14 protein-coding genes are annotated in these 19,160 nt (G+C 70.7%); 11 read left to right on the top strand and 3 right to left on the bottom strand.

Annotation, left to right across the window (positions count from 1 at the left end; translation table 11 throughout):
* Positions 1 to 315 precede the first annotated feature (315 nt).
* Together gltB and PV734_RS32910 are read left to right on the top strand one after the other, a co-directional pair.
* Positions 316 to 4,938 (top strand): glutamate synthase large subunit, encoded by a 4,623-nt coding sequence (gene gltB, locus PV734_RS32915; protein WP_319293310.1) that lies wholly within the window; start codon positions 316 to 318, stop codon positions 4,936 to 4,938.
* Complete coding sequence (locus tag PV734_RS32910) at positions 4,931 to 6,391, top strand: glutamate synthase subunit beta (protein ID WP_319093621.1); 1,461 nt, start codon at positions 4,931 to 4,933, stop codon at positions 6,389 to 6,391. Before gltB ends, PV734_RS32910 begins: the two co-directional genes overlap by 8 nt.
* A gap of 139 nt (positions 6,392 to 6,530) precedes the next feature.
* Here the strand turns inward: PV734_RS32910 and PV734_RS32905 are convergent, their stop codons facing one another.
* Positions 6,531 to 7,370, bottom strand: a complete 840-nt coding sequence (locus tag PV734_RS32905; RefSeq protein WP_319093623.1) for a chitosanase — start codon at positions 7,368 to 7,370, stop codon at positions 6,531 to 6,533.
* Between the two features lie 90 nt (positions 7,371 to 7,460).
* Here PV734_RS32905 and PV734_RS32900 point away from each other — a divergent pair, with 90 nt between their 5' ends.
* From PV734_RS32900 to PV734_RS32880, 5 genes are all read left to right on the top strand, one after another.
* Complete coding sequence (locus PV734_RS32900) at positions 7,461 to 8,180, top strand: VWA domain-containing protein (protein WP_319293308.1); 720 nt, start codon at positions 7,461 to 7,463, stop codon at positions 8,178 to 8,180.
* A gap of 71 nt (positions 8,181 to 8,251) precedes the next feature.
* Positions 8,252 to 9,037, top strand: a complete 786-nt coding sequence (locus PV734_RS32895) for an SDR family oxidoreductase (RefSeq protein ID WP_319093625.1) — start codon at positions 8,252 to 8,254, stop codon at positions 9,035 to 9,037.
* 16 nt (positions 9,038 to 9,053) lie between these two features.
* The gene (locus PV734_RS32890) at positions 9,054 to 9,668 is read left to right on the top strand and encodes a TetR/AcrR family transcriptional regulator (protein ID WP_319093626.1); all 615 of its coding nucleotides are present in this window, start codon (positions 9,054 to 9,056) and stop codon (positions 9,666 to 9,668) included.
* Between the two features lie 51 nt (positions 9,669 to 9,719).
* A complete protein-coding gene (locus PV734_RS32885; RefSeq protein ID WP_319293306.1) occupies positions 9,720 to 10,877 on the top strand; it encodes an acetyl-CoA C-acetyltransferase in 1,158 nt (385 codons plus the stop codon).
* A gap of 116 nt (positions 10,878 to 10,993) precedes the next feature.
* Positions 10,994 to 11,743: an SDR family oxidoreductase gene (locus PV734_RS32880; protein ID WP_319198788.1), complete on the top strand. Its 750-nt coding sequence runs from the start codon at positions 10,994 to 10,996 to the stop codon at positions 11,741 to 11,743.
* A gap of 48 nt (positions 11,744 to 11,791) precedes the next feature.
* Here the strand turns inward: PV734_RS32880 and PV734_RS32875 are convergent, their stop codons facing one another.
* Together PV734_RS32875 and PV734_RS32870 are read right to left on the bottom strand one after the other, a co-directional pair.
* On the bottom strand, positions 11,792 to 12,529 hold the full coding sequence (locus PV734_RS32875; protein ID WP_319093629.1) for an ankyrin repeat domain-containing protein: 738 nt from the start codon (positions 12,527 to 12,529) through the stop codon (positions 11,792 to 11,794).
* A gap of 75 nt (positions 12,530 to 12,604) precedes the next feature.
* Complete coding sequence (locus PV734_RS32870) at positions 12,605 to 13,564, bottom strand: hypothetical protein (RefSeq protein ID WP_319093630.1); 960 nt, start codon at positions 13,562 to 13,564, stop codon at positions 12,605 to 12,607.
* 178 nt (positions 13,565 to 13,742) lie between these two features.
* Here PV734_RS32870 and PV734_RS32865 point away from each other — a divergent pair, with 178 nt between their 5' ends.
* From PV734_RS32865 to pepN, 4 genes are all read left to right on the top strand, one after another.
* Positions 13,743 to 14,537: a serine protease gene (locus tag PV734_RS32865; RefSeq protein ID WP_319093631.1), complete on the top strand. Its 795-nt coding sequence runs from the start codon at positions 13,743 to 13,745 to the stop codon at positions 14,535 to 14,537.
* A 393-nt stretch (positions 14,538 to 14,930) separates the two neighbouring features.
* The gene (locus tag PV734_RS32860; RefSeq protein WP_319293303.1) at positions 14,931 to 15,932 is read left to right on the top strand and encodes an AraC family transcriptional regulator; all 1,002 of its coding nucleotides are present in this window, start codon (positions 14,931 to 14,933) and stop codon (positions 15,930 to 15,932) included.
* Positions 15,910 to 16,254, top strand: a complete 345-nt coding sequence (locus tag PV734_RS32855; protein ID WP_319293301.1) for a chorismate mutase — start codon at positions 15,910 to 15,912, stop codon at positions 16,252 to 16,254. Before PV734_RS32860 ends, PV734_RS32855 begins: the two co-directional genes overlap by 23 nt.
* 289 nt (positions 16,255 to 16,543) lie before the next feature.
* Positions 16,544 to 19,051, top strand: a complete 2,508-nt coding sequence (gene pepN, locus PV734_RS32850; protein ID WP_319093634.1) for an aminopeptidase N — start codon at positions 16,544 to 16,546, stop codon at positions 19,049 to 19,051.
* Positions 19,052 to 19,160: the final 109 nt, after the last annotated feature.

Here is a 19,160-nt window from a genome sequence, read left to right as displayed (position 1 = left end):
GGTTTCGAACGCTTAACCACCGGGCATGAGCCGTAAGCGCTGTGGGCAATGAAGCCTGCGGCGCACCTGCGGGGAGGGCGACGACGCTCTCCTCGCCATGGGTCGAGGGACACTGATCTGTCCGCTTCGCCCCCCATTACTTCCACCGCAGCGCGGTCATCACGCCGCGCACTGCGGTGTCCGCATGTTGGTACGCGATATCCAGTTCCCGAGAATCGCCCCATCATGTAACCTGCGTGAAATTTTGCACTCCAAGAGGGCCAACGTCGTCCCTCGGCTTAATGCATATGCCACACAACGACGACGGGAGAGCCGATGCGTACGCCGCGCCAGCCGTCCCAGCATTCCGAGAATGGCCAGAAGTGGTCCTTCATGGATGCTCGCCCTGCTGCGCAGGGTATGTACGACCCCCGCAACGAGCACGACGCCTGTGGCGTCGGCTTCGTGGCCACCCTCACCGGCGAGGCGAGCCACGCGCTGGTCGAGCAGGCGCTCACGGTTCTTCGTAACCTGGAGCACCGCGGTGCCACCGGCTCTGAGCCCGACTCCGGCGACGGCGCCGGCATCCTCTCGCAGGTCCCGGACGCGTTCTTCCGTGAGGTGGCCGGATTCGAGCTGCCCGAGGCCGGCTCCTACGCGGTCGGCATCGCCTTCCTCCCGGAGGAGACGGCGACGGAGGCCGACCCGACCCTCGCCGAGGCCGTCTCACGTATCGAGACGATCGCCGCCGAAGAGGGCCTGACCGTCCTCGGCTGGCGCGACGTACCGGTCGCCCCCGGACTGCTCGGTGCCACCGCCCGCTCGACGATGCCCGCCTTCCGGCAGATCTTCGTCGCGGACAGCGCCGCGGTGCCCGCCAAGGGCATCGACCTCGACCGCAAGGCCTTCGCGCTGCGCAAGCGCGCCGAGCGCGAGGTCGGCGTCTACTTCCCCTCGCTCTCCGCGCGGACCATCGTCTACAAGGGCATGCTGACCACCGGCCAGCTGGAGCCCTTCTTCCCGGACCTGTCCGACCGCCGTTTCGCCTCCGCGATCGCGCTCGTGCACTCCCGCTTCTCCACGAACACCTTCCCGTCGTGGCCGCTCGCCCACCCGTACCGCTTCGTCGCGCACAACGGCGAGATCAACACGGTCAAGGGCAACCGCAACTGGATGGCCGCACGGGAGTCGCAGCTGGTCAGCGACCTGTTCGGCGACAAGGGGCTGGAGCGGGTCTTCCCCATCTGTACGCCGGACGCCTCCGACTCGGCGTCCTTCGACGAGGTGCTCGAACTGCTCCACCTCGGTGGGCGTTCGCTGCCGCACTCCGTGCTGATGATGATCCCGGAGGCCTGGGAGAACCACGGCACGATGGATCCCGCGCAGCGCGCCTTCTACCAGTTCCACTCCACGATGATGGAGCCCTGGGACGGCCCGGCCTGTGTCACCTTCACCGACGGCGTCCAGGTCGGCGCGGTCCTCGACCGCAACGGACTGCGCCCCGGCCGTTACTGGGTCACCGACGAGGGTCTCGTCGTCCTCGGCTCCGAGGTCGGTGTCCTCGACATCGACCCTGCGCGGGTCGTCCGCAAGGGCCGCCTCCAGCCCGGCCGCATGTTCCTCGTGGACACCGCCGAGCACCGCATCATCGAGGACGACGAGATCAAGGCCGGCCTCGCCGCCGAGAAGCCGTACGCGGAGTGGCTGGAGGCCGGCGAGATCGAGCTCTCCGACCTGCCCGAGCGCGAGCACATCGTGCACACCCACGCCTCGGTCACCCGCCGCCAGCAGACCTTCGGCTACACCGAGGAAGAGCTGCGCGTCATCATCGCGCCGATGGCCAAGACCGGCGGCGAGCCGCTCGGTTCCATGGGCACCGACTCGCCGATCGCCGCGCTGAGCGAGCGTCCGCGACTGCTCTTCGACTACTTCACCCAGCTGTTCGCGCAGGTCACCAACCCGCCGCTGGACGCCATCCGCGAGGAACTGGTCACCAGCCTGCGCTCCTCCCTCGGCCCCGCCAGCAACCTGCTGGAGCCGACCGCAGCCTCCTGTCGTAGCGTCACCCTGCCCTTCCCGGTGATCGACAACGACGAGCTGGCCAAGCTCATCCACATCAACGCCGACGGCGACATGCCCGGCATGAAGGCCGCGACCCTCTCCGGCCTCTACCGGGTCAGCGGCGGCGGCGACTCCCTCGCCGCCCGCATCGAGGAGATCTGCGCCGAGGCCGACGCGGCCATCGACAACGGCGCCCGTCTCATCGTCCTGTCGGACCGCCACTCGGACGCCGAGCACGCGCCGATCCCGTCGCTGCTGCTCACCTCCGCCGTCCACCACCACCTCATCCGCACCAAGCAGCGCACCCAGGTGGGCCTGCTGGTCGAGGCCGGGGACGTCCGCGAGGTCCACCACGTCGCCCTGCTCATCGGGTTCGGCGCCGCCGCGGTGAACCCGTACCTGGCGATGGAGTCCGTCGAGGACCTGGTCCGCGCCGGCACCTTCCTGCCCGGTAGCGAGCCCGAGCAGGCCATCCGCAACCTGATCTACGCGCTCGGCAAGGGCGTCCTCAAGGTCATGTCCAAGATGGGCATCTCGACCGTCGCCTCCTACCGGGGCGCCCAGGTCTTCGAGGCAGTCGGTCTCGACACCGCCTTCGTCGAGAAGTACTTCAACGGCACCGCCACCAAGATCGGTGGCGTCGGCATCGACGTCATCGCCAAGGAGGTCGCCGCCCGGCACGCCAAGGCGTACCCCGCCTCCGGCATCGCCCCGGCGCACCGCGCCCTCGACATAGGCGGCGAGTACCAGTGGCGCCGCGAGGGCGAGCCGCACCTGTTCGACCCGGAGACGGTCTTCCGCCTCCAGCACTCGACGCGCACCCGCCGCTACGACATCTTCAAGAAGTACACGGACCGTGTGAACGAGCAGTCCGAGCGGCTGATGACGCTGCGTGGGCTCTTCGGCTTCAAGTCGGACCGGCCCTCGATCTCCATCGACGAGGTCGAGCCGGTCAGCGAGATCGTCAAGCGGTTCTCCACCGGCGCCATGTCGTACGGCTCCATCTCCCTGGAGGCGCACGAGACCCTCGCCATCGCCATGAACCAGCTGGGCGCCAAGTCCAACACCGGTGAGGGCGGCGAGGACCCCGAGCGTCTGTACGACCCGGCGCGCCGGTCCAGCATCAAGCAGGTCGCCTCCGGCCGCTTCGGTGTGACCAGCGAGTACCTGGTCAACGCGGACGACATCCAGATCAAGATGGCTCAGGGCGCCAAGCCCGGCGAGGGCGGCCAGCTGCCCGGCCACAAGGTGTACCCGTGGGTCGCCAAGACCCGGCACAGCACCCCCGGCGTGGGCCTCATCTCGCCGCCGCCGCACCACGACATCTACTCCATCGAGGACCTCGCCCAGCTCATCCACGACCTGAAGAACGCGAACCCGCAGGCGCGGATCCACGTGAAGCTGGTCTCGGAGGTCGGCGTCGGCACGGTCGCCGCCGGTGTGTCCAAGGCCCACGCGGACGTCGTCCTCATCTCCGGCCACGACGGCGGAACGGGCGCCTCGCCGCTCACCTCGCTCAAGCACGCCGGTGGTCCCTGGGAGCTCGGCCTCGCCGAGACCCAGCAGACGCTGCTGCTCAACGGCCTGCGCGACCGCATCGTCGTGCAGACCGACGGCCAGCTCAAGACCGGTCGTGACGTCGTCATCGCCGCGCTGCTCGGCGCCGAGGAGTTCGGTTTCGCGACCGCGCCGCTCGTCGTCTCCGGCTGCGTCATGATGCGCGTCTGCCACCTCGACACCTGCCCGGTCGGCATCGCCACCCAGAACCCGGTGCTGCGCGACCGGTTCGCCGGCAAGGCCGAGTACGTCGTGAACTTCTTCCAGTTCATCGCCGAAGAGGTCCGCGAGATCCTCGCCGAGCTGGGCTTCCGCACCATCCAGGAGGCCGTCGGCCACGCCGAGTCCCTCGACGTGGAGCGGGCGATCACCCACTGGAAGGCGCAGGGCCTGGACCTGTCCCCGCTCTTCTACGTGCCCGAGCTGCCCGAGGGCACCCCGCTGCACCAGGTCATCGAGCAGGACCACGGCCTGGAGAAGGCGCTCGACAACGAGCTGATCAAGCTCGCCGCCGACGCCCTCGCCGCGAACAGCGCGACCGACGCCCAGCCGGTCCGCGCCCAGGTCGCCATCCGCAACATCAACCGCACGGTCGGCACCATGCTCGGCCACGAGGTGACGAAGAAGTTCGGCGGCGCCGGTCTGCCCGACGACACCATCGACATCACCTTCACCGGCAGCGCCGGTCAGTCCTTCGGCGCCTTCCTGCCGCGCGGTGTCACGCTGCGCCTCGAAGGAGACGCCAACGACTACGTCGGCAAGGGCCTCTCCGGCGGCCGGGTGATCGTCCGTCCCGACCGGGGCGCCGACCACCTCGCCGAGTTCTCGACGATCGCGGGCAACACCATCGCGTACGGCGCGACCGGCGGCGAGCTGTTCCTGCGCGGTCGTACGGGCGAACGGTTCTGTGTCCGCAACTCCGGCGCCACGGTGGTCTCGGAGGGCGTGGGCGACCACGGCTGCGAGTACATGACCGGCGGTCACGCGGTCGTCCTCGGCGAGACGGGCCGCAACTTCGCGGCCGGTATGTCGGGCGGCGTCGCGTACGTCATCGACCTGAAGCGCGACAACGTCAACGTCGGCAACGTGGACGCGGTCGAGGCCCTCGACGACACCGACAAGCAGTGGCTGCACGATGTCGTGCGCCGGCACCAGGAGGAGAGCGGCTCGACGGTCGCCGAGAAGCTCCTGGCCGAGTGGGATGTCGCGGTGCAGCGCTTCAGCAAGATCATCCCCAGCACCTACAAGGCAGTGCTCGCCGCCAAGGACGCCGCCGAGCGAGCCGGACTCACCGAGTCCGAGATCACCGAGAAGATGATGGAGGCGGCGACCAATGGCTGATCCCAAGGGCTTTCTGAACCACGGCCGCGAGGTCGCCAAGTCCCGCCCGGTGGACGTCCGTCTCAAGGACTGGAACGAGGTCTACGTTCCCGGCTCCCTGCTGCCGATCATCAGCAAGCAGGCAGGCCGCTGCATGGACTGCGGTATCCCGTTCTGCCACAACGGCTGTCCGCTGGGGAACCTGATCCCCGAGTGGAACGACTACGCCTACCGCGAGGACTGGACGTCGGCGTCCGAGCGCCTCCACGCCACGAACAACTTCCCGGAGTTCACCGGCCGCCTGTGCCCGGCTCCGTGCGAGTCGGCGTGTGTGCTGGGCATCAACCAGCCCGCGGTCACCATCAAGAACGTCGAGGTCTCGATCATCGACAAGGCCTGGGAGACGGGCGATGTCGCCCCCCAGTCCCCGGAGCGCCTCTCCGGCAAGACGGTCGCGGTCATCGGCTCGGGCCCGGCGGGTCTCGCCGCCGCCCAGCAGCTGACGCGGGCCGGTCACACGGTCGCGGTGTACGAGCGCGCCGACCGTATCGGCGGTCTCCTGCGCTACGGCATCCCCGAGTTCAAGATGGAGAAGCGGCACATCAACCGCCGTATCGAGCAGATGCGCGCGGAGGGCACCCGCTTCCGTACCGGTATCGAGATCGGCCGCGACCTCAAGGCGACGGACCTGCGCAAGCGGTACGACGCCGTCGTGATCGCCGCCGGTGCGACGACCGCCCGTGACCTTCCCGTCCCCGGCCGGGAACTCAAGGGCGTCTACCAGGCGATGGAGTACCTGCCCCTGGCGAACAAGGTGCAGGAGGGCGACTTCGTGGCCCCGCCGGTCACCGCCGAGGGCAAGCACGTCGTGGTCATCGGCGGCGGCGACACGGGCGCGGACTGCGTGGGCACCGCCCACCGCCAGGGCGCGGCCTCCGTCACGCAGCTGGAGATCATGCCCCGCCCGGGCGAGGAGCGGAACCCGGGGCAGCCCTGGCCGACCTTCCCGATGCTCTACAAGGTCACCTCGGCGCACGAGGAGGGCGGCGAGCGCGTCTACTCCGTCTCGACGACCCACTTCGAGGGCGACGAGCACGGCAACGTGCAGTGGCTGCACCTCACCGAGGTCGAGTTCGTCGACGGCAAGCTGACGCAGAAGCCGGGCACGGAGCGCAGGATCCCCGCCCAGCTGGTCACCCTCGCCATGGGCTTCACCGGCACCGACCGCGACAACGGCCTCGTCGACCAGTTCGGCCTGGACCTCGACGAGCGAGGCAACATCGCCCGCGACGCCGACTTCCAGACCAACGTCCCCGGCGTGTACGTCGCCGGTGACGCCGGCCGCGGCCAGTCGCTCATCGTGTGGGCCATCGCCGAGGGCCGCTCGGCCGCTCGCGGAGTCGACCGCTTCCTCACGGGCGCGAGCGACCTCCCGGCCCCGATCCGCCCGACGGACCGCTCCCTGATGGTCTGACGGTGACGGGGCCGAAAGGCCCCCACAGACGTCCCGTACAAAGGCGTACGGAACGAACAAACCACGGCGCTCGCCACAGTCCCCGACCGGACAACGGCGGGCGCCGCGGCGCGTCCCGGACCGGCTTACAGGCTTGGCCCTACGGCACCTTGTACGTGTCCCCGTACACCTTCCACTCCAGCGGTGTACGAAGGTCGAGGTTCCCCTCGTCGAGGAAGCGCCGCTGGGCCGTGTCCACGCGGCTGGTGTTCACGCCGGGCCTCTTGGTCAGCATCGCCGTGCGGCGGGCGTCGAGAAACGCGTTCAGATACGCCTTCTCGTCGCCGCCCTCCGCCGGACTGGCGGCCGCGCGCAGGGCGGCGGCGCGGATCCCGCCCAGGCTGAACCGGTCGCTGCCCGGGCCGTGGTAGACCATCGCGTCGTAGTAGACGAACTGCCCCAGCAGGCCCAGCCCGTCGCGGACGGCGAGACGCAGCGCCGGTGCGAAGTAGCCGTCGTCCCGCTTCTCGTCCTGGGCGTCGCGGAAGGCGGCGACCTTCGACTCCTGCTTCCAGGCCGCCGGGAACCCCGGATCCAGCCCCTCGTGCGAGTCTGTACCGTCGACCTCGCGCAGCGCGGGCAGGTAGGGCGCGAGAGCGTTGTCCGGGTGCTTCCTCGTGTAGTCCTCGACGAGGGTGAGCAGGTCGTGGGTGCCCGTGCAGAAACCGATGACGCCGGCCGTGTAGCCCTGCCCGTCGCCGATGTCCTCGACATAGCCGTACGCACTGCGCCAGTCGAGCGTCCCGTTCTCGGCGCTCGCCACGATCTGCTGGGCCAGCTCCTTCTTCGCCGGGTCGGCGAGCGTGACCTCCGCGTCCAGCGGGCCGGCCCCCACCCGCCCGACGTCGGGGCCGCGGGAGTCGTCCGACGCGACGGACAGACACGCGGTCGCCGCCAGCAGCGGCGCAACGGCGAGCAGGAGAACGCCGGTTCGTTTCATGGGGCTCAGGCTACGGTGGGCTCTCGCTCGTCCGGGTGACGTACTCTCATCATTTGCGTCAGTACGGCACATTCCGGTAAGGAGCCACGCGTGGCCGCGATCAGTCTCACCAAGGTGGAGAAGAGCGCTCCCGCGCTGGTCAGCCTCTACAAGAGCGCCGGGGCGGCCGTGGACCGGCACGGGCTCGGCGGCGAGAGGGTCGCTGTGTATCTGGTGGTCGACCACTCCGGCTCGATGAAGCCGTACTACCAGGACGGCAGCGTGCAGGCGCTCGCCGACCGGGTGCTGGGGCTGGCCGCCCACTTCGACGACGACGGGACGGTTCCCGTGGTCTTCTTCTCCACCGACGTCGACGCCGTCACGGGTATCGCGCTCGACGATCACGCGGGGAGCGTCGACCGGATCGTGGCCGGGCTCGGGCACATGGGCAAGACCAGCTATCACCTCGCCATGGACGCCGTCATCGACCACTACCTCGACAGCGGATCGACCGTCCCCGCGCTCGTCGTCTTCCAGACCGACGGTGGCCCGATCAACAAGGTCGCCGCCGAAAGGTACGTGTGCAAGTCGGCGCGGCTGCCGCTGTTCTGGCAGTTCATCGGCTTCGGGGACGCCGGCAGCAAACAGTTCGACTTCCTGCGCAAGCTCGACGAACTGGCGGTGCCGCAGCGGCGGGTCGTCGACAACGCCGGGTTCTTCCACGCCGGTTCGGACCCGCGCACCGTGTCCGACGACGAGTTGTACGACCGGCTGGTGGGCGAGTTCCCGAAGTGGCTGGTCGCCGCCCGGGCCGAGGGAATCGTCGGCTGAGACGCGTACGGACTCTCTTCCCTGAACCGACCCCTCTTCCCTAACAAGTGTTTGGTAGGTACTGTGGGTCCATGGGAGACGTCGACAGTCCGGCGTACGTGGCCGGACACGGGCTGCTGAAGGGCCGCACCGCCGTCATCACGGCGGCCGCGGGCGCGGGGATCGGCGGGGCCACCGCGCGCCGCTTCCTGGAAGAGGGCGCGCGCGTGCTGATCAGCGACGCGCACGCCCGGCGGCTCAAGGAGTACGAGGGGGAGCTGGCCGGGGAGTTCGAGGGCGTCGACTCGCTGCCCTGCGACGTCACCGACGAACGTCAGGTGCGGGCCCTCTTCGAGACGGCCGTGCGCGTGCACGGACGCCTCGACATAGTCGTCAACAACGCCGGGCTCGGAGGTACTTCGACCCTCGTCGACATGACGGACGAACAGTGGTCGAAGGTGCTGGACGTGACGCTGGGAGGCACGTTCCGGTGCGTACGGGCCGCGTTGCGGGCCTTTCGCGAGAGCGGGTCCGGAGGTGTGATCGTCAACAACGCGTCCGTCGTCGGCTGGCGGGCCCAGGCCGGGCAGGCGCACTACGCCGCCGCGAAGGCGGGCGTGATGGCGTTGACCCGGAGCGCGGCGATCGAGGCCGCGGAGTACGGGGTCCGGGTCAACGCGGTGTCACCGAGCCTCGCCATGCATCCCCACCTCGTGAAAGTGACCACCCCCGAACTGCTGGCCGAACTGACGGCCCGTGAGGCCTTCGGGCGGTACGCGGAGCCCTGGGAGGTGGCCAACGTGATCGTGTTCCTGGCGTCCGGCTACTCCTCGTACCTGACCGGAGAGGTCGTCTCCGTCAGCAGCCAGCACCCCTAGGACCAACAATGGAACCGTGCCTCCTACGAAGAAGAAGCTCCAGGTGACCGCCGCGCCGGCCCGCCGCCGCGAACTCCTCGACACCGCCGCCGAGGTGTTCGCCGAACAGGGCTACAACGCCACCACCGTACGCAAGATCGCGGACCACGCCGGCATGCTCGCGGGCAGCCTCTACTACCACTTCGACTCCAAGGAATCGATGCTGGAGGAGATCCTGCGCACGTTCCTCGACGAGCTGTGGGCCGGGTACGACACCGTCCTCGACGCCGAGTCCGGGCCGCGCGAAACACTGGAGGCGCTGGTCACCGAGTCGTTCCGGGAGATCGACCGGCACCGCGCCGCCGTCGCGATCTACCAGAAGGAGTCCAGACAACTCGTCGCGCAGGAGCGGTTCGCGTTCCTCGCCGACTCGCAGCGCAGGTTCGAGAAGGCATGGCTGTCCACGCTGGAACGCGGAGTCGCCGCCGACGTCTTCCGCGCGGACCTCGACATCCGCCTCACCTACCGCTTCGTGCGCGACACCGTGTGGGTCGCCGCGTCCTGGTACCGGCCAGGCGGACAGCACAGCCCGGAGGAGATCGCCCGCCAGTATCTGTCGATGGTGCTGGACGGGATCGCGGTACGTGAGTAGCCGAATGTGAACAGCCCTATGTGAACAGCCCTTTCCTGTGAGGGAGTTGCCATGGCCGAGGCCTACATCGTCGAAGCGGTTCGGACGCCCGTCGGGCGGCGCGGAGGTGGTCTGAGCGGTGTCCATCCGGCGGACCTGGGCGCGCACGCGCTGTCGGCGCTCATGACGCGGTCCGGGGTGGACCCGGCCGCCGTGGAGGACGTCGTCTTCGGGTGCCTGGACACGGTGGGGCCGCAGGCCGGTGACATCGCCCGTACCTCCTGGCTGGCCGCCGGACTGCCCGAGGAGGTGCCGGGAGTGACCGTCGACCGCCAGTGCGGTTCCTCCCAGCAGGCCGTGCACTTCGCCGCGCAGGCGGTGCTGTCCGGCACCCAGGACCTGGTCGTCGCGGGCGGCGTCCAGAACATGTCGCTGATCCCGATCGCCTTCGCCTCCCGCCAGGCGGCTCTGCCCCTGGGGCTCACCGAGGGCCCCTTCGCGGGCAGCTCGGGCTGGCGGGCGCGGTACGGGGAACGACCGGTGAACCAGTTCGCCGGCGCCGAGATGATCGCCGCCAAGTGGGGCATCAGCAGGCAGGACCAGGAGGAGTACGCGCTGCGTTCGCACGAGCGGGCGGTGCGAGCCATCGACGAGGGGCGGTTCGCCCGCGAGACCGTGGCCTACGAGACGGTGACGGTCGACGAGGGCCCGCGTCGGGACACCTCGCTGGCGAAGATGGCCGGCCTGAAGCCCGTCATCGACGGCGGCACCATCACCGCCGCGGTCTCCTCCCAGGTGTCCGACGGCGCCGCCGCGATGCTGATCGCCTCCGAGCGGGCGGTTCGCGAACACGGGCTGCGGCCCCGGGCCCGCATCCACCACCTGTCCGTACGGGGCGAGGACCCGATCCGGATGCTGACGGCGCCGATCCCGGCCACCGCTCACGCCCTCAAGAAGACCGGCCTGTCCATCGACGACATCGCCCTCGTCGAGATCAACGAGGCCTTCGCCCCGGTCGTCCTGGCCTGGCTGAAGGAGACGGGCGCCGATCCGGCCAGGGTCAACGTCAATGGCGGCGCGATAGCCCTCGGTCATCCCCTCGGCGCGACCGGCGTCAAGCTGATGACGACACTGCTGCACGAACTGGAGCGTACGGGCGGGCGGTTCGGCCTCCAGACGATGTGCGAGGGCGGGGGACAGGCGAACGTCACGATCATCGAACGGCTTTGAACAGCCCGGGGGACAGGACGGTGAACGGCACAGGAGACGTTGCCGGGGGTGGCGCGGGAGATGGTGCCGGAGGCGGCACTGGGGGCGGCACCGGAGACGGCGTATGGAAGGACACCGTGAGTGGTCGTCTGCGCGGGCGGGTCGCCCTTGTCACCGGCGGCACCCGCGGAGTCGGCGCGGGTATCGCCCGAGCCCTCGTCGAGGCGGGTGCGGAGGTGCTGGTCTGCGCTCGCCGACCGCCTGAAGTCCCCGTGCCCGGCGTGGAGTTCAGGGCCGTCGACCTGCGGGACCGGACTGCCGTGTTCGACTTCGTCGGTGGTCTGCCCCGCCTGGACGTCCTCGTCAACAACGTGGGGGGCAGTCCTTATCGGCCGCTGGGCGAGGCTGACATCGAGCGGCATGCCCGGGTCGTCGAGCTGAACCTGATCACACCGCTCACCGTCTCCCTCGCCGCGTACGAGCACCTGAAACGGGCCCGGGGATCCGTCGTGATGATCGGCAGCGTCAGCGGGAGCCGCCCCTCGCCCGGGACCGCCGCGTACGGCGCCGCGAAGGCGGGGCTGGAGCACCTCGCCCGCTCGATGGCCGTGGAGTGGGCCCCCGACGTACGGGTCAACACCCTCGTCGTCGGCATGGTCCGCACCGAGCTGTCCCATCTGCACTACGGCGGCAGCGACGGCCTCGACGCGGTCGCCCGCACGGTACCGGCGGGCCGCCTGGCCGACCCGTCCGACATCGGCGCCGCCGCGGTGTTCCTCGCCTCCGACGACGCGGCGTACATCAGCGGGGCGAGTCTGCTGATGCACGGCGGCGGAGAACGACCGGCGTTCCTCGACGCGGCCACGGCGAACAGGGGTGGGGGATGAGGACGTGGTTCATACCCCCGTCCCGGCCCTGAAGGGGCCACCCCCACCTCACCCCACCCCCAACACCTCCTCCAACACCGTCACGATCTCCGCGTGCCCGGTTCCCTGATCAGCGCCGGCCACCACGTTTCCGTCCCGCACCAGCTCCACGGCCACCCCCTCCGCCCATCGCCGCGTCACGTACTCCCCGCCGAAGCCATGCGCACGCCCCAGCCCCGCCCGCAGCTCCGACGCCACGTCCAGCCGCGTCCACCGGCGGGCCTCCGTCAGCGCCTGCGCCCTCGAACCGGCACCGTGCGCCAGCAGCGACCGTACACAGGCGGGCGAGCCCCGGCGGGCGGCCGTGACCAGCGGGGGCTCGCCGGTGGGGCCGGGGCGGTCCGGGTCGGCGCCCGCTGCCAGCAGAGCCACGGACACCGTCGCGTGACCGCAGCGCAGGGCCCAGTGCAGGGCCGTGAAACCGAACGCCTCCACCGCGTCGGGCGCGGCGCCCGAAGCCAGCAGTGCCCGAACGACCTCGGTGTGCCCGCCGCAGGCCGCCCCGCACAGCGGAAGGTCCGAGCCCGCGCTCAGCCGGTCGGGCACGGCACCGGCGGACAGCAGCAGTCGTACGATGCCGGGCGCGTCGCTCACGGCGGCCACGTACAGGGCGGTCTGCCCGTCCTCGTCCACCGCCTCCGGGCTCACCCCGAGGCGCAGCAGCCGTACGACCGCGTCCTCGTCACCCCCGTACACCGCGGTGAAGAGATCACGCTCGCTGCCGATCGGAGGTTCCTGGCCGCTCATACCTTCCGACCTTCGCTCCCGAAGGGCCGGTGAGGCAAAGGGTTTCGGGGTGAAATGCCCCACGCCTCCCCGCCGTCAGGTGTCACACTCCAGCACCGTCCGGCACACCCCGCACCGTGCCCGCACCCGCCCCCGTACCGGCACCCTGATGCGCTGGTGGCAGGTCGGGCAGGGGAACGAGACCCGCAGCAGCGGACCACGGCTGTCGTGTCCGCCGTGGTCGCCGCGGGAGGTGGACGAGCCGGAGGAATCGGGGGAGCCCGGAGCGAAGCTGTACGGGACACCGGTCGGCCGCGACGCGTCCGGCGCGTGATCGTCCTGGGCGTGGCGGCGGTCGCGTGCGTAGCGGCGGCGGCCCGCCCAGCCCGCCGCCGTCAGCGGGGGCTGGCGCGCGTCGCGGCGGGCCAGCTCCAAGCCCGCCCTGTACGCCGTGTACGCCTGCGGGCTGGTGAACCAGATCGCCGGGTCCTCGTCGAAGACCAGCGCCCGCTTGGCCAGGACGTACCCGAACTCCTCCGGTGTGAGATAGCCGAGCTTCTGCGAGGAGGTCGCGTCCTCGCGGAACGCGTCGAGGAGCAGCCAGCCCGCGCCCAGATACGCCGCCGCCGTGTCCGTGAGGATCTCGTTGTCGCGCGTCCCGGGGAAGGACAGGTCGAGTCGGTGCAGATAGACGTGCATCACCTCGTGCGCGAGGGCCGCGCCGATGTCCCTGCGATGGGTGCGGAAACGGTCGTTCAGCTCGATGAAGTACTCGGGTCCCGCCGCCAGTTCGACGTTCGCCGCGTGGGTCATCTCGCGGAAGCCGACGATCATGCGTGCGTCCGGGAGCCGGTAGTGGCGCACCATCTCGCGGGCCACACGCTGCGCGCCCAGATGCAGGTCGTCGGTGTCGCAGAAGGCCACGTCGACCGGGGCCACACTGGTCGCGAAGGTCCGGACGGTGTCGTACGACAGCCTCTTGTAGAGCGCGTTGATCGCGGCCCGCACCGTCTCCAGGTGTGGGTAGCCGTGCTCGACCGGTCCGCCGTTCGCCACGTCCGTACCCCCAAGACGCCCTGAACTCTCTTCCACACCACGTGCCGGGGAGCTGTCGGTAAGAGCGGATTTCCTGCCGTCCGGTTCCGCCGTGGGCACGTGAGATCCACCCTTGTTTCACACCGCCCCGATCTTCATACTTGCGTTCTTTGTCGTCACCCTCACGAAAGGACGTACGTTGACCCACACCTCGTCGGTCGGAAGAGGTTTCTCCCTGGTCAAGCGAGCCGCGGCGGTCGGTGCCGCGGCCCTCACGATCGCGAGCCTCCAGCCGCTCGCCGCACAGGCCGCGCCCGCGCCCGTCGTAGGAGGAACGCCCGCCGCGCAGAGCGAGTTCCCGTGGCTGGTGCACCTCTCGATGGGCTGCGGCGGCGCGCTCTACAAGAAGGACGTCGTCCTGACCGCCGCCCACTGCGTGGACGGCTCCGGCGCCAACACCGGCATCACCGTCACCGCCGGGGTCGCAGACCTGAACGCCTCGGGGGCGATCAAGGTCAAGTCGACCAAGGTCCGCCAGGCGCCGGGTTACGACGGCAACGGAAAGGACTGGGCGCTCATCAAGCTCGCCCGGCCGATCAACAAGCCCACTCTGAAGATCGCCACGACCACCCGGTACAACCGCGGCACGTTCACCATCGCGGGCTGGGGCGACACCTCGGAGAACGCCGGCACCGGCACGACCAAGCTCCTGAAGGCCACCGTCCCCTACGTCAGCGACGCCGGCTGCAAGCTGCACTACGGCAAGCGGCTCGTGCCCGGCGACGAACTGTGCGCGGGCAACCTTGAAGGCGGCGTCGACACCTGCCAGGGCGACTCGGGCGGGCCCATGTTCCGCAAGGACGACACCGGCGCCTGGATCCAGGTCGGCATCGTCAGCTGGGGCGACGGCTGCGCGCGGCCGGGCGTACCCGGCGTCTACTCCCAGGTGTCCACGTTCGCGAAGGACATAGCCCGGGCGGCGTCCGCGCTGTAGGGCCCCGACTCCGGCGGGGCCGCACGGCCTCGCCGGAATCACGGGCACGCGCGCGTGCGAGGGCGTCAGCACCGGTACGCGCAGGTCACTCACTGCCCGACTGCCCGACTGCCCGACTGCCCGGCTGCCCCGGGACGGGGACCGGCCGTGCGGCTCCGTCCAGCTCCAGCGCCCACACCTCGTTCACGCCCTCCCGCGCGGCAGCGGCCCAGGCACGTACTGCGAGCCGCCGACGAGCCGCTCGCGTGCCCCACCCTCACGTCCGGACTCACGTCTGGCGGCGGACAGCGTCCATGGACGAAGATCAGCGTCAGCGCCAGTCGGACCGGGTTCTCGACGGCTCTCGATCGTCGGCCGGGAAGGACGATCACGGCACAGGCGGGAGGAACGCGGATGTACCGCACCTGGATGCGCTTCTTCAGCCCCGCGCCCGCCCACCACCGGCTCGGCCTCGTCTGCCTCGGCGTCGGCCTCCAGCACGGCGCCCTGCCCACCGTCGGTCCGCGCGTCCTCGACCACCACGTGGCCGTCGTCGTGAGCAGCGGCCGGGGCTGGTTCCAGGGCGCCGACGGACACCGCCGGCCCGTCACCGCGCCCACCCTGATCTGGCTCACCCCCGGCACCGCCCACCACTACGGACCCGACCCCGACACCGGCTGGGACGAGGCGTTCGTCGACTTCACCGGGCCCGCGACCGCCACGTACGCCGAACTCGGCTACATCGAGCCGGAGCGGCCCCTCGTGCCCCTCACCGACGCCGGGCCCGCCCGGGCGGTGATCGGGCGCATGGCCCGCGCCGCACGCCGCGACAACCCCATCCTGGAGGTCGAGACGGCCGCCGCCGTCCACGAGCTGCTCGTCGCCCTGCGCCGTACCCGCGCCGATCTCGCCCCCGACGGCGACCAGGTCCTCGCCGCCCTCGCCCGTGACGCCTGCCGCCCCCTGACCGTCGCCGAACACGCCGCCCGGCACGGCATGACCCCCGCGGAACTGCGCACCGCGGTACGACGCGGCGCCGGATGCAGCCCCAAGGACTACATCCTGGGCATCCGCCTCGGCCGCGCCAAGGAACTCCTCGCCGCCACCGCACTGCCCGTCGCCGCCGTCGCCCGCCGCGTCGGCTACGACGACCCCGCCTACTTCTCCCGCCTCTTCACCCGCCGCGTCGGCATGGCCCCCGTCCACTTCCGCGCCCAGCAGGGACGCACGGTTCCCGGCGGCTGGAGCGACCGGGTGCCCGACTCCGCCGCCCCCCCCGACGATCGAACACCCGTACACCGGGTAACGCCGGGATCCCGCCGGTCCCACCCACCCCGCGAAACCCCGACGCCCCCACAAGGCCCCCGGACCGCGCCACGTAATGTGGACGCCCATGACCACCAGCAACAACCGTGAAGTCGACCCCGCGATCCGCGCGGAACTGGGCCGGCTGCGCGAGAGCATCGACAACATCGACGCCGCCGTCGTCCACATGCTCGCCGAGCGCTTCAAGTGCACCCAGCAGGTCGGCCACCTCAAAGCCGCACACCAGCTGCCGGCCGCCGACCCGAACCGCGAGGCCCAGCAGATCGACCGCCTGCGCCGCCTGGCCGAAAGCGCCAACCTCGACCCCGCGTTCGCCGAGAAACTCCTCAACTTCATCATCGCCGAGGTGATCAGACACCACGAGCGCATCGCCGACGACGCCCTCCACGGCGGGAAACCACCGGTGAACTGACCCCCGGGGCGGGACAGCCGGGCACCCGCAGGGGCATGCTGCGCAGCTGACGAGCACTGCGCGTCAGCGTCGCGGGCGCCCGCTGGTTGTCCCACCGCCGCCACCTGGCCCTCGAAGAGGAGGTGCGGAAACCGCGCGCCCGCGTCAAGGACCATGACGTACCAGGCAGCGCCCGGGCCTCGCAAACGGCCCCACAGGCCGGACCTGAGGCAGGGGCGCGCGCACGGACAAAGGCCGTGTACCGATCCGCCCCTGTGCCCTGTCAGCGGCATCAGGCAGCATGTCCTCCATGTCCGTACTGACGCGCGACGAAGCGCAAGCCCGTGCCACCCTCCTGGACGTCCACCGGTACACGGTCGAACTCGACCTCACCACCGGGGACGACACCTTCGACTCCCGTACCGTGATCCGCTTCGCGGTGACGGCGGGCCACAGCGGCGCGGACACGTTCGTCGAGGTCAGGCCCGCCGAGCTGCGCTCCGCCACCCTCGACGGCCACCCCCTGGACACCAGCGGCCTCCGCGACGGCCGACTGCCCCTGACGGGCCTCGCCGAGGGCGAGCACGAACTGCGCGTGGACGCCGCGATGCGCTACTCCCGCACCGGCGAAGGCATGCACCGCTTCACCGACCCCGTCGACGACGAGACCTACCTCTACACCCAGATGTCCCTGGAGGACGCGGCAGCCGTCTTCGCCAACTTCAACCAGCCCGACCTCAAGGCCGTCTTCGAGTTCACCGTGCGCGCCCCCGAGGGCTGGACCGTCCTCGCCAACGGCATCACCACCGAAACCGCCGACGGCCTCTGGCAGGCCGCCCCCACCCCCCGCATCTCCACCTACCTCGTCGCCGTCGCCGCCGGTCCCTGGCACTCCGTCCGCAGCGAACACCGCGGCCTCCCGTTCGGCCTCCACTGCCGCCGCTCCCTCGCCCCCCATCTCGAGAGCGACGCCGACGAACTCCTCGCCATCACGCGCGCGTGCTACGACCGCTACCACGAGAAGTTCGAGGAGCCCTACCCCTTCGACTCCTACGACCAGGCGTTCGTCCCCGAGTTCAACTTCGGCGCCATGGAGAACCCCGGCCTCGTCACCTTCCGGGACGAGTTCGTCTACCGCTCCGCCGTCACCGACACCGAACGCCAGACCCGCGCCATGGTCATCGCCCACGAGATGGCCCACATGTGGTTCGGCGACCTCGTCACCCTCCAATGGTGGGACGACATCTGGCTGAACGAGTCCTTCGCCGAGTACATGGGCTACCAGACCCTCACCGAAGCCACCCGCTACACCGACACCTGGACCGACTTCGGCGTCTCCCGCAAGGCCTGGGGCTACGACGCCGACCAGCGCCCCTCCACCCACCCCGTCGCCCCCGAGGCCGTCGACGACACCGCCGCCGCCCTCGTCAACTTCGACGGCATCTCCTACGCCAAGGGCGCCTCCGCCCTTCGCCAACTCGTCGCCTGGCTCGGCGAGAAGGACTTCCTCGCCGGCATCAACACCCACTTCGCCCGGCACAAGTTCGGCAACGCCACCCTCGCCGACTTCATCGACTCCCTCGCCGCCGCCACCGAACGCGACGTCCACGCGTGGGCGGACGCCTGGCTGCGCACCACCGGCGTCGACACCCTCACCCCCCGCCTCACCAACGGCGACGCCGGCGTCTGCACCCTCAGCGTCCGCCACGACGGCAGCCGCCCCCACCGCGTCGCCGTGGGCCTCTACGACCACGACGTCGCCGGCGACGGCACCCTCGCCCTGCGCGAGCGCCTCGACGTCGACGTCCCCCAGGACGCCCCCCAGCCCATCGGCAAGCGCCCCGCCCTCCTCCTCGTCAACGACGGCGACCTGACGTACGCCAAGGTCCGCTTCGACCCCGAGTCCTTCAAGACCGTCCGCACCGCCCTCTCCGGCCTCCCCGACCCGCTCACCCGCGCGGTCGTCTGGAACGCCCTGCGCGACGCCGTCCGCGACGGCCAACTCCCGCCCGCCGAGTACCTGGAGACCGTCCGCGCCCACCTCCCGCGCGAAACGGACCTCGCCCTCGTCCAAGGCGTCCTCACCTTCGCCTCGACCGTCGTCGCCGACCGCTACCTGCCCTCGCAGGAACGCCCCGCCGCGCTCGCCGCCCTCGCCGCCCTGTGCCGCGACCTCATCCGCCGCACCGAGGACGGCGACCACCCCGGCCTGCGCCTCATCGCCGTACGCCACTTCATCGACGTCGCCGCCCACCCCGACACCATCGCCGCCTGGCTCGCCGACGGCACCGTCCCCGGCGGTCCCGAACTCGACCCCGAACTGCGCTGGCGCGTCCTGGCCCGGCTCGCGGTACTCGGCGCCACCGACGAGACGGCCATCGACGCCGAACTCGCCCGCGACCCCAGCGCCTCCGGCCAGGAAGGCGCCGCCCGCTGCCGGGCCGCCCTGCCCGACCCCGAGACCAAACTCCGGGCCTGGGAACAGATGTTCACCTCGGACGACCTCTCCAACTACCTCTTCGTCGCCACCGCCCAGGGCTTCTGGCAACCCGAACAGACCGACCTCACCGAGGAGTACGTCAAGCGGTACTGGACCGACGCCGTCGCCGTCGCCGCCCGCCGCGGCCCCGCCATGGCCGACGCCGCCGGCCGCTGGGCCTTCCCGGCCCACTCCGTCACCTCCGACACCCTCCGCCTAGGCGAGAAGTGCCTGCGCGACGACGCCCCGATACCGGGCCTGCGCCGCAAACTCGTCGACCAGCTCGACGACCTGGGCCGCGCACTGCGCGTACGGGAAGGGGCACAGGAACGGGCGTAACGCCCCCACGGGGCCCGGAACGGGTACGCGGGGTCGATACCGCGTACGGGTGACGCGTAGGAGCTCAGGAGCACGTGTGGGGCCCCGGGGACACCCCCTGCCCCACACA

The sequence above is a fragment of the Streptomyces sp. AK08-02 genome (assembly GCF_033795085.1).
GTDB lineage: Bacteria > Actinomycetota > Actinomycetes > Streptomycetales > Streptomycetaceae > Streptomyces > Streptomyces echiniscabiei.
Note: the sequence above shows the minus strand (reverse complement) of the source record. Positions and strands in the feature narration are given on the sequence as shown.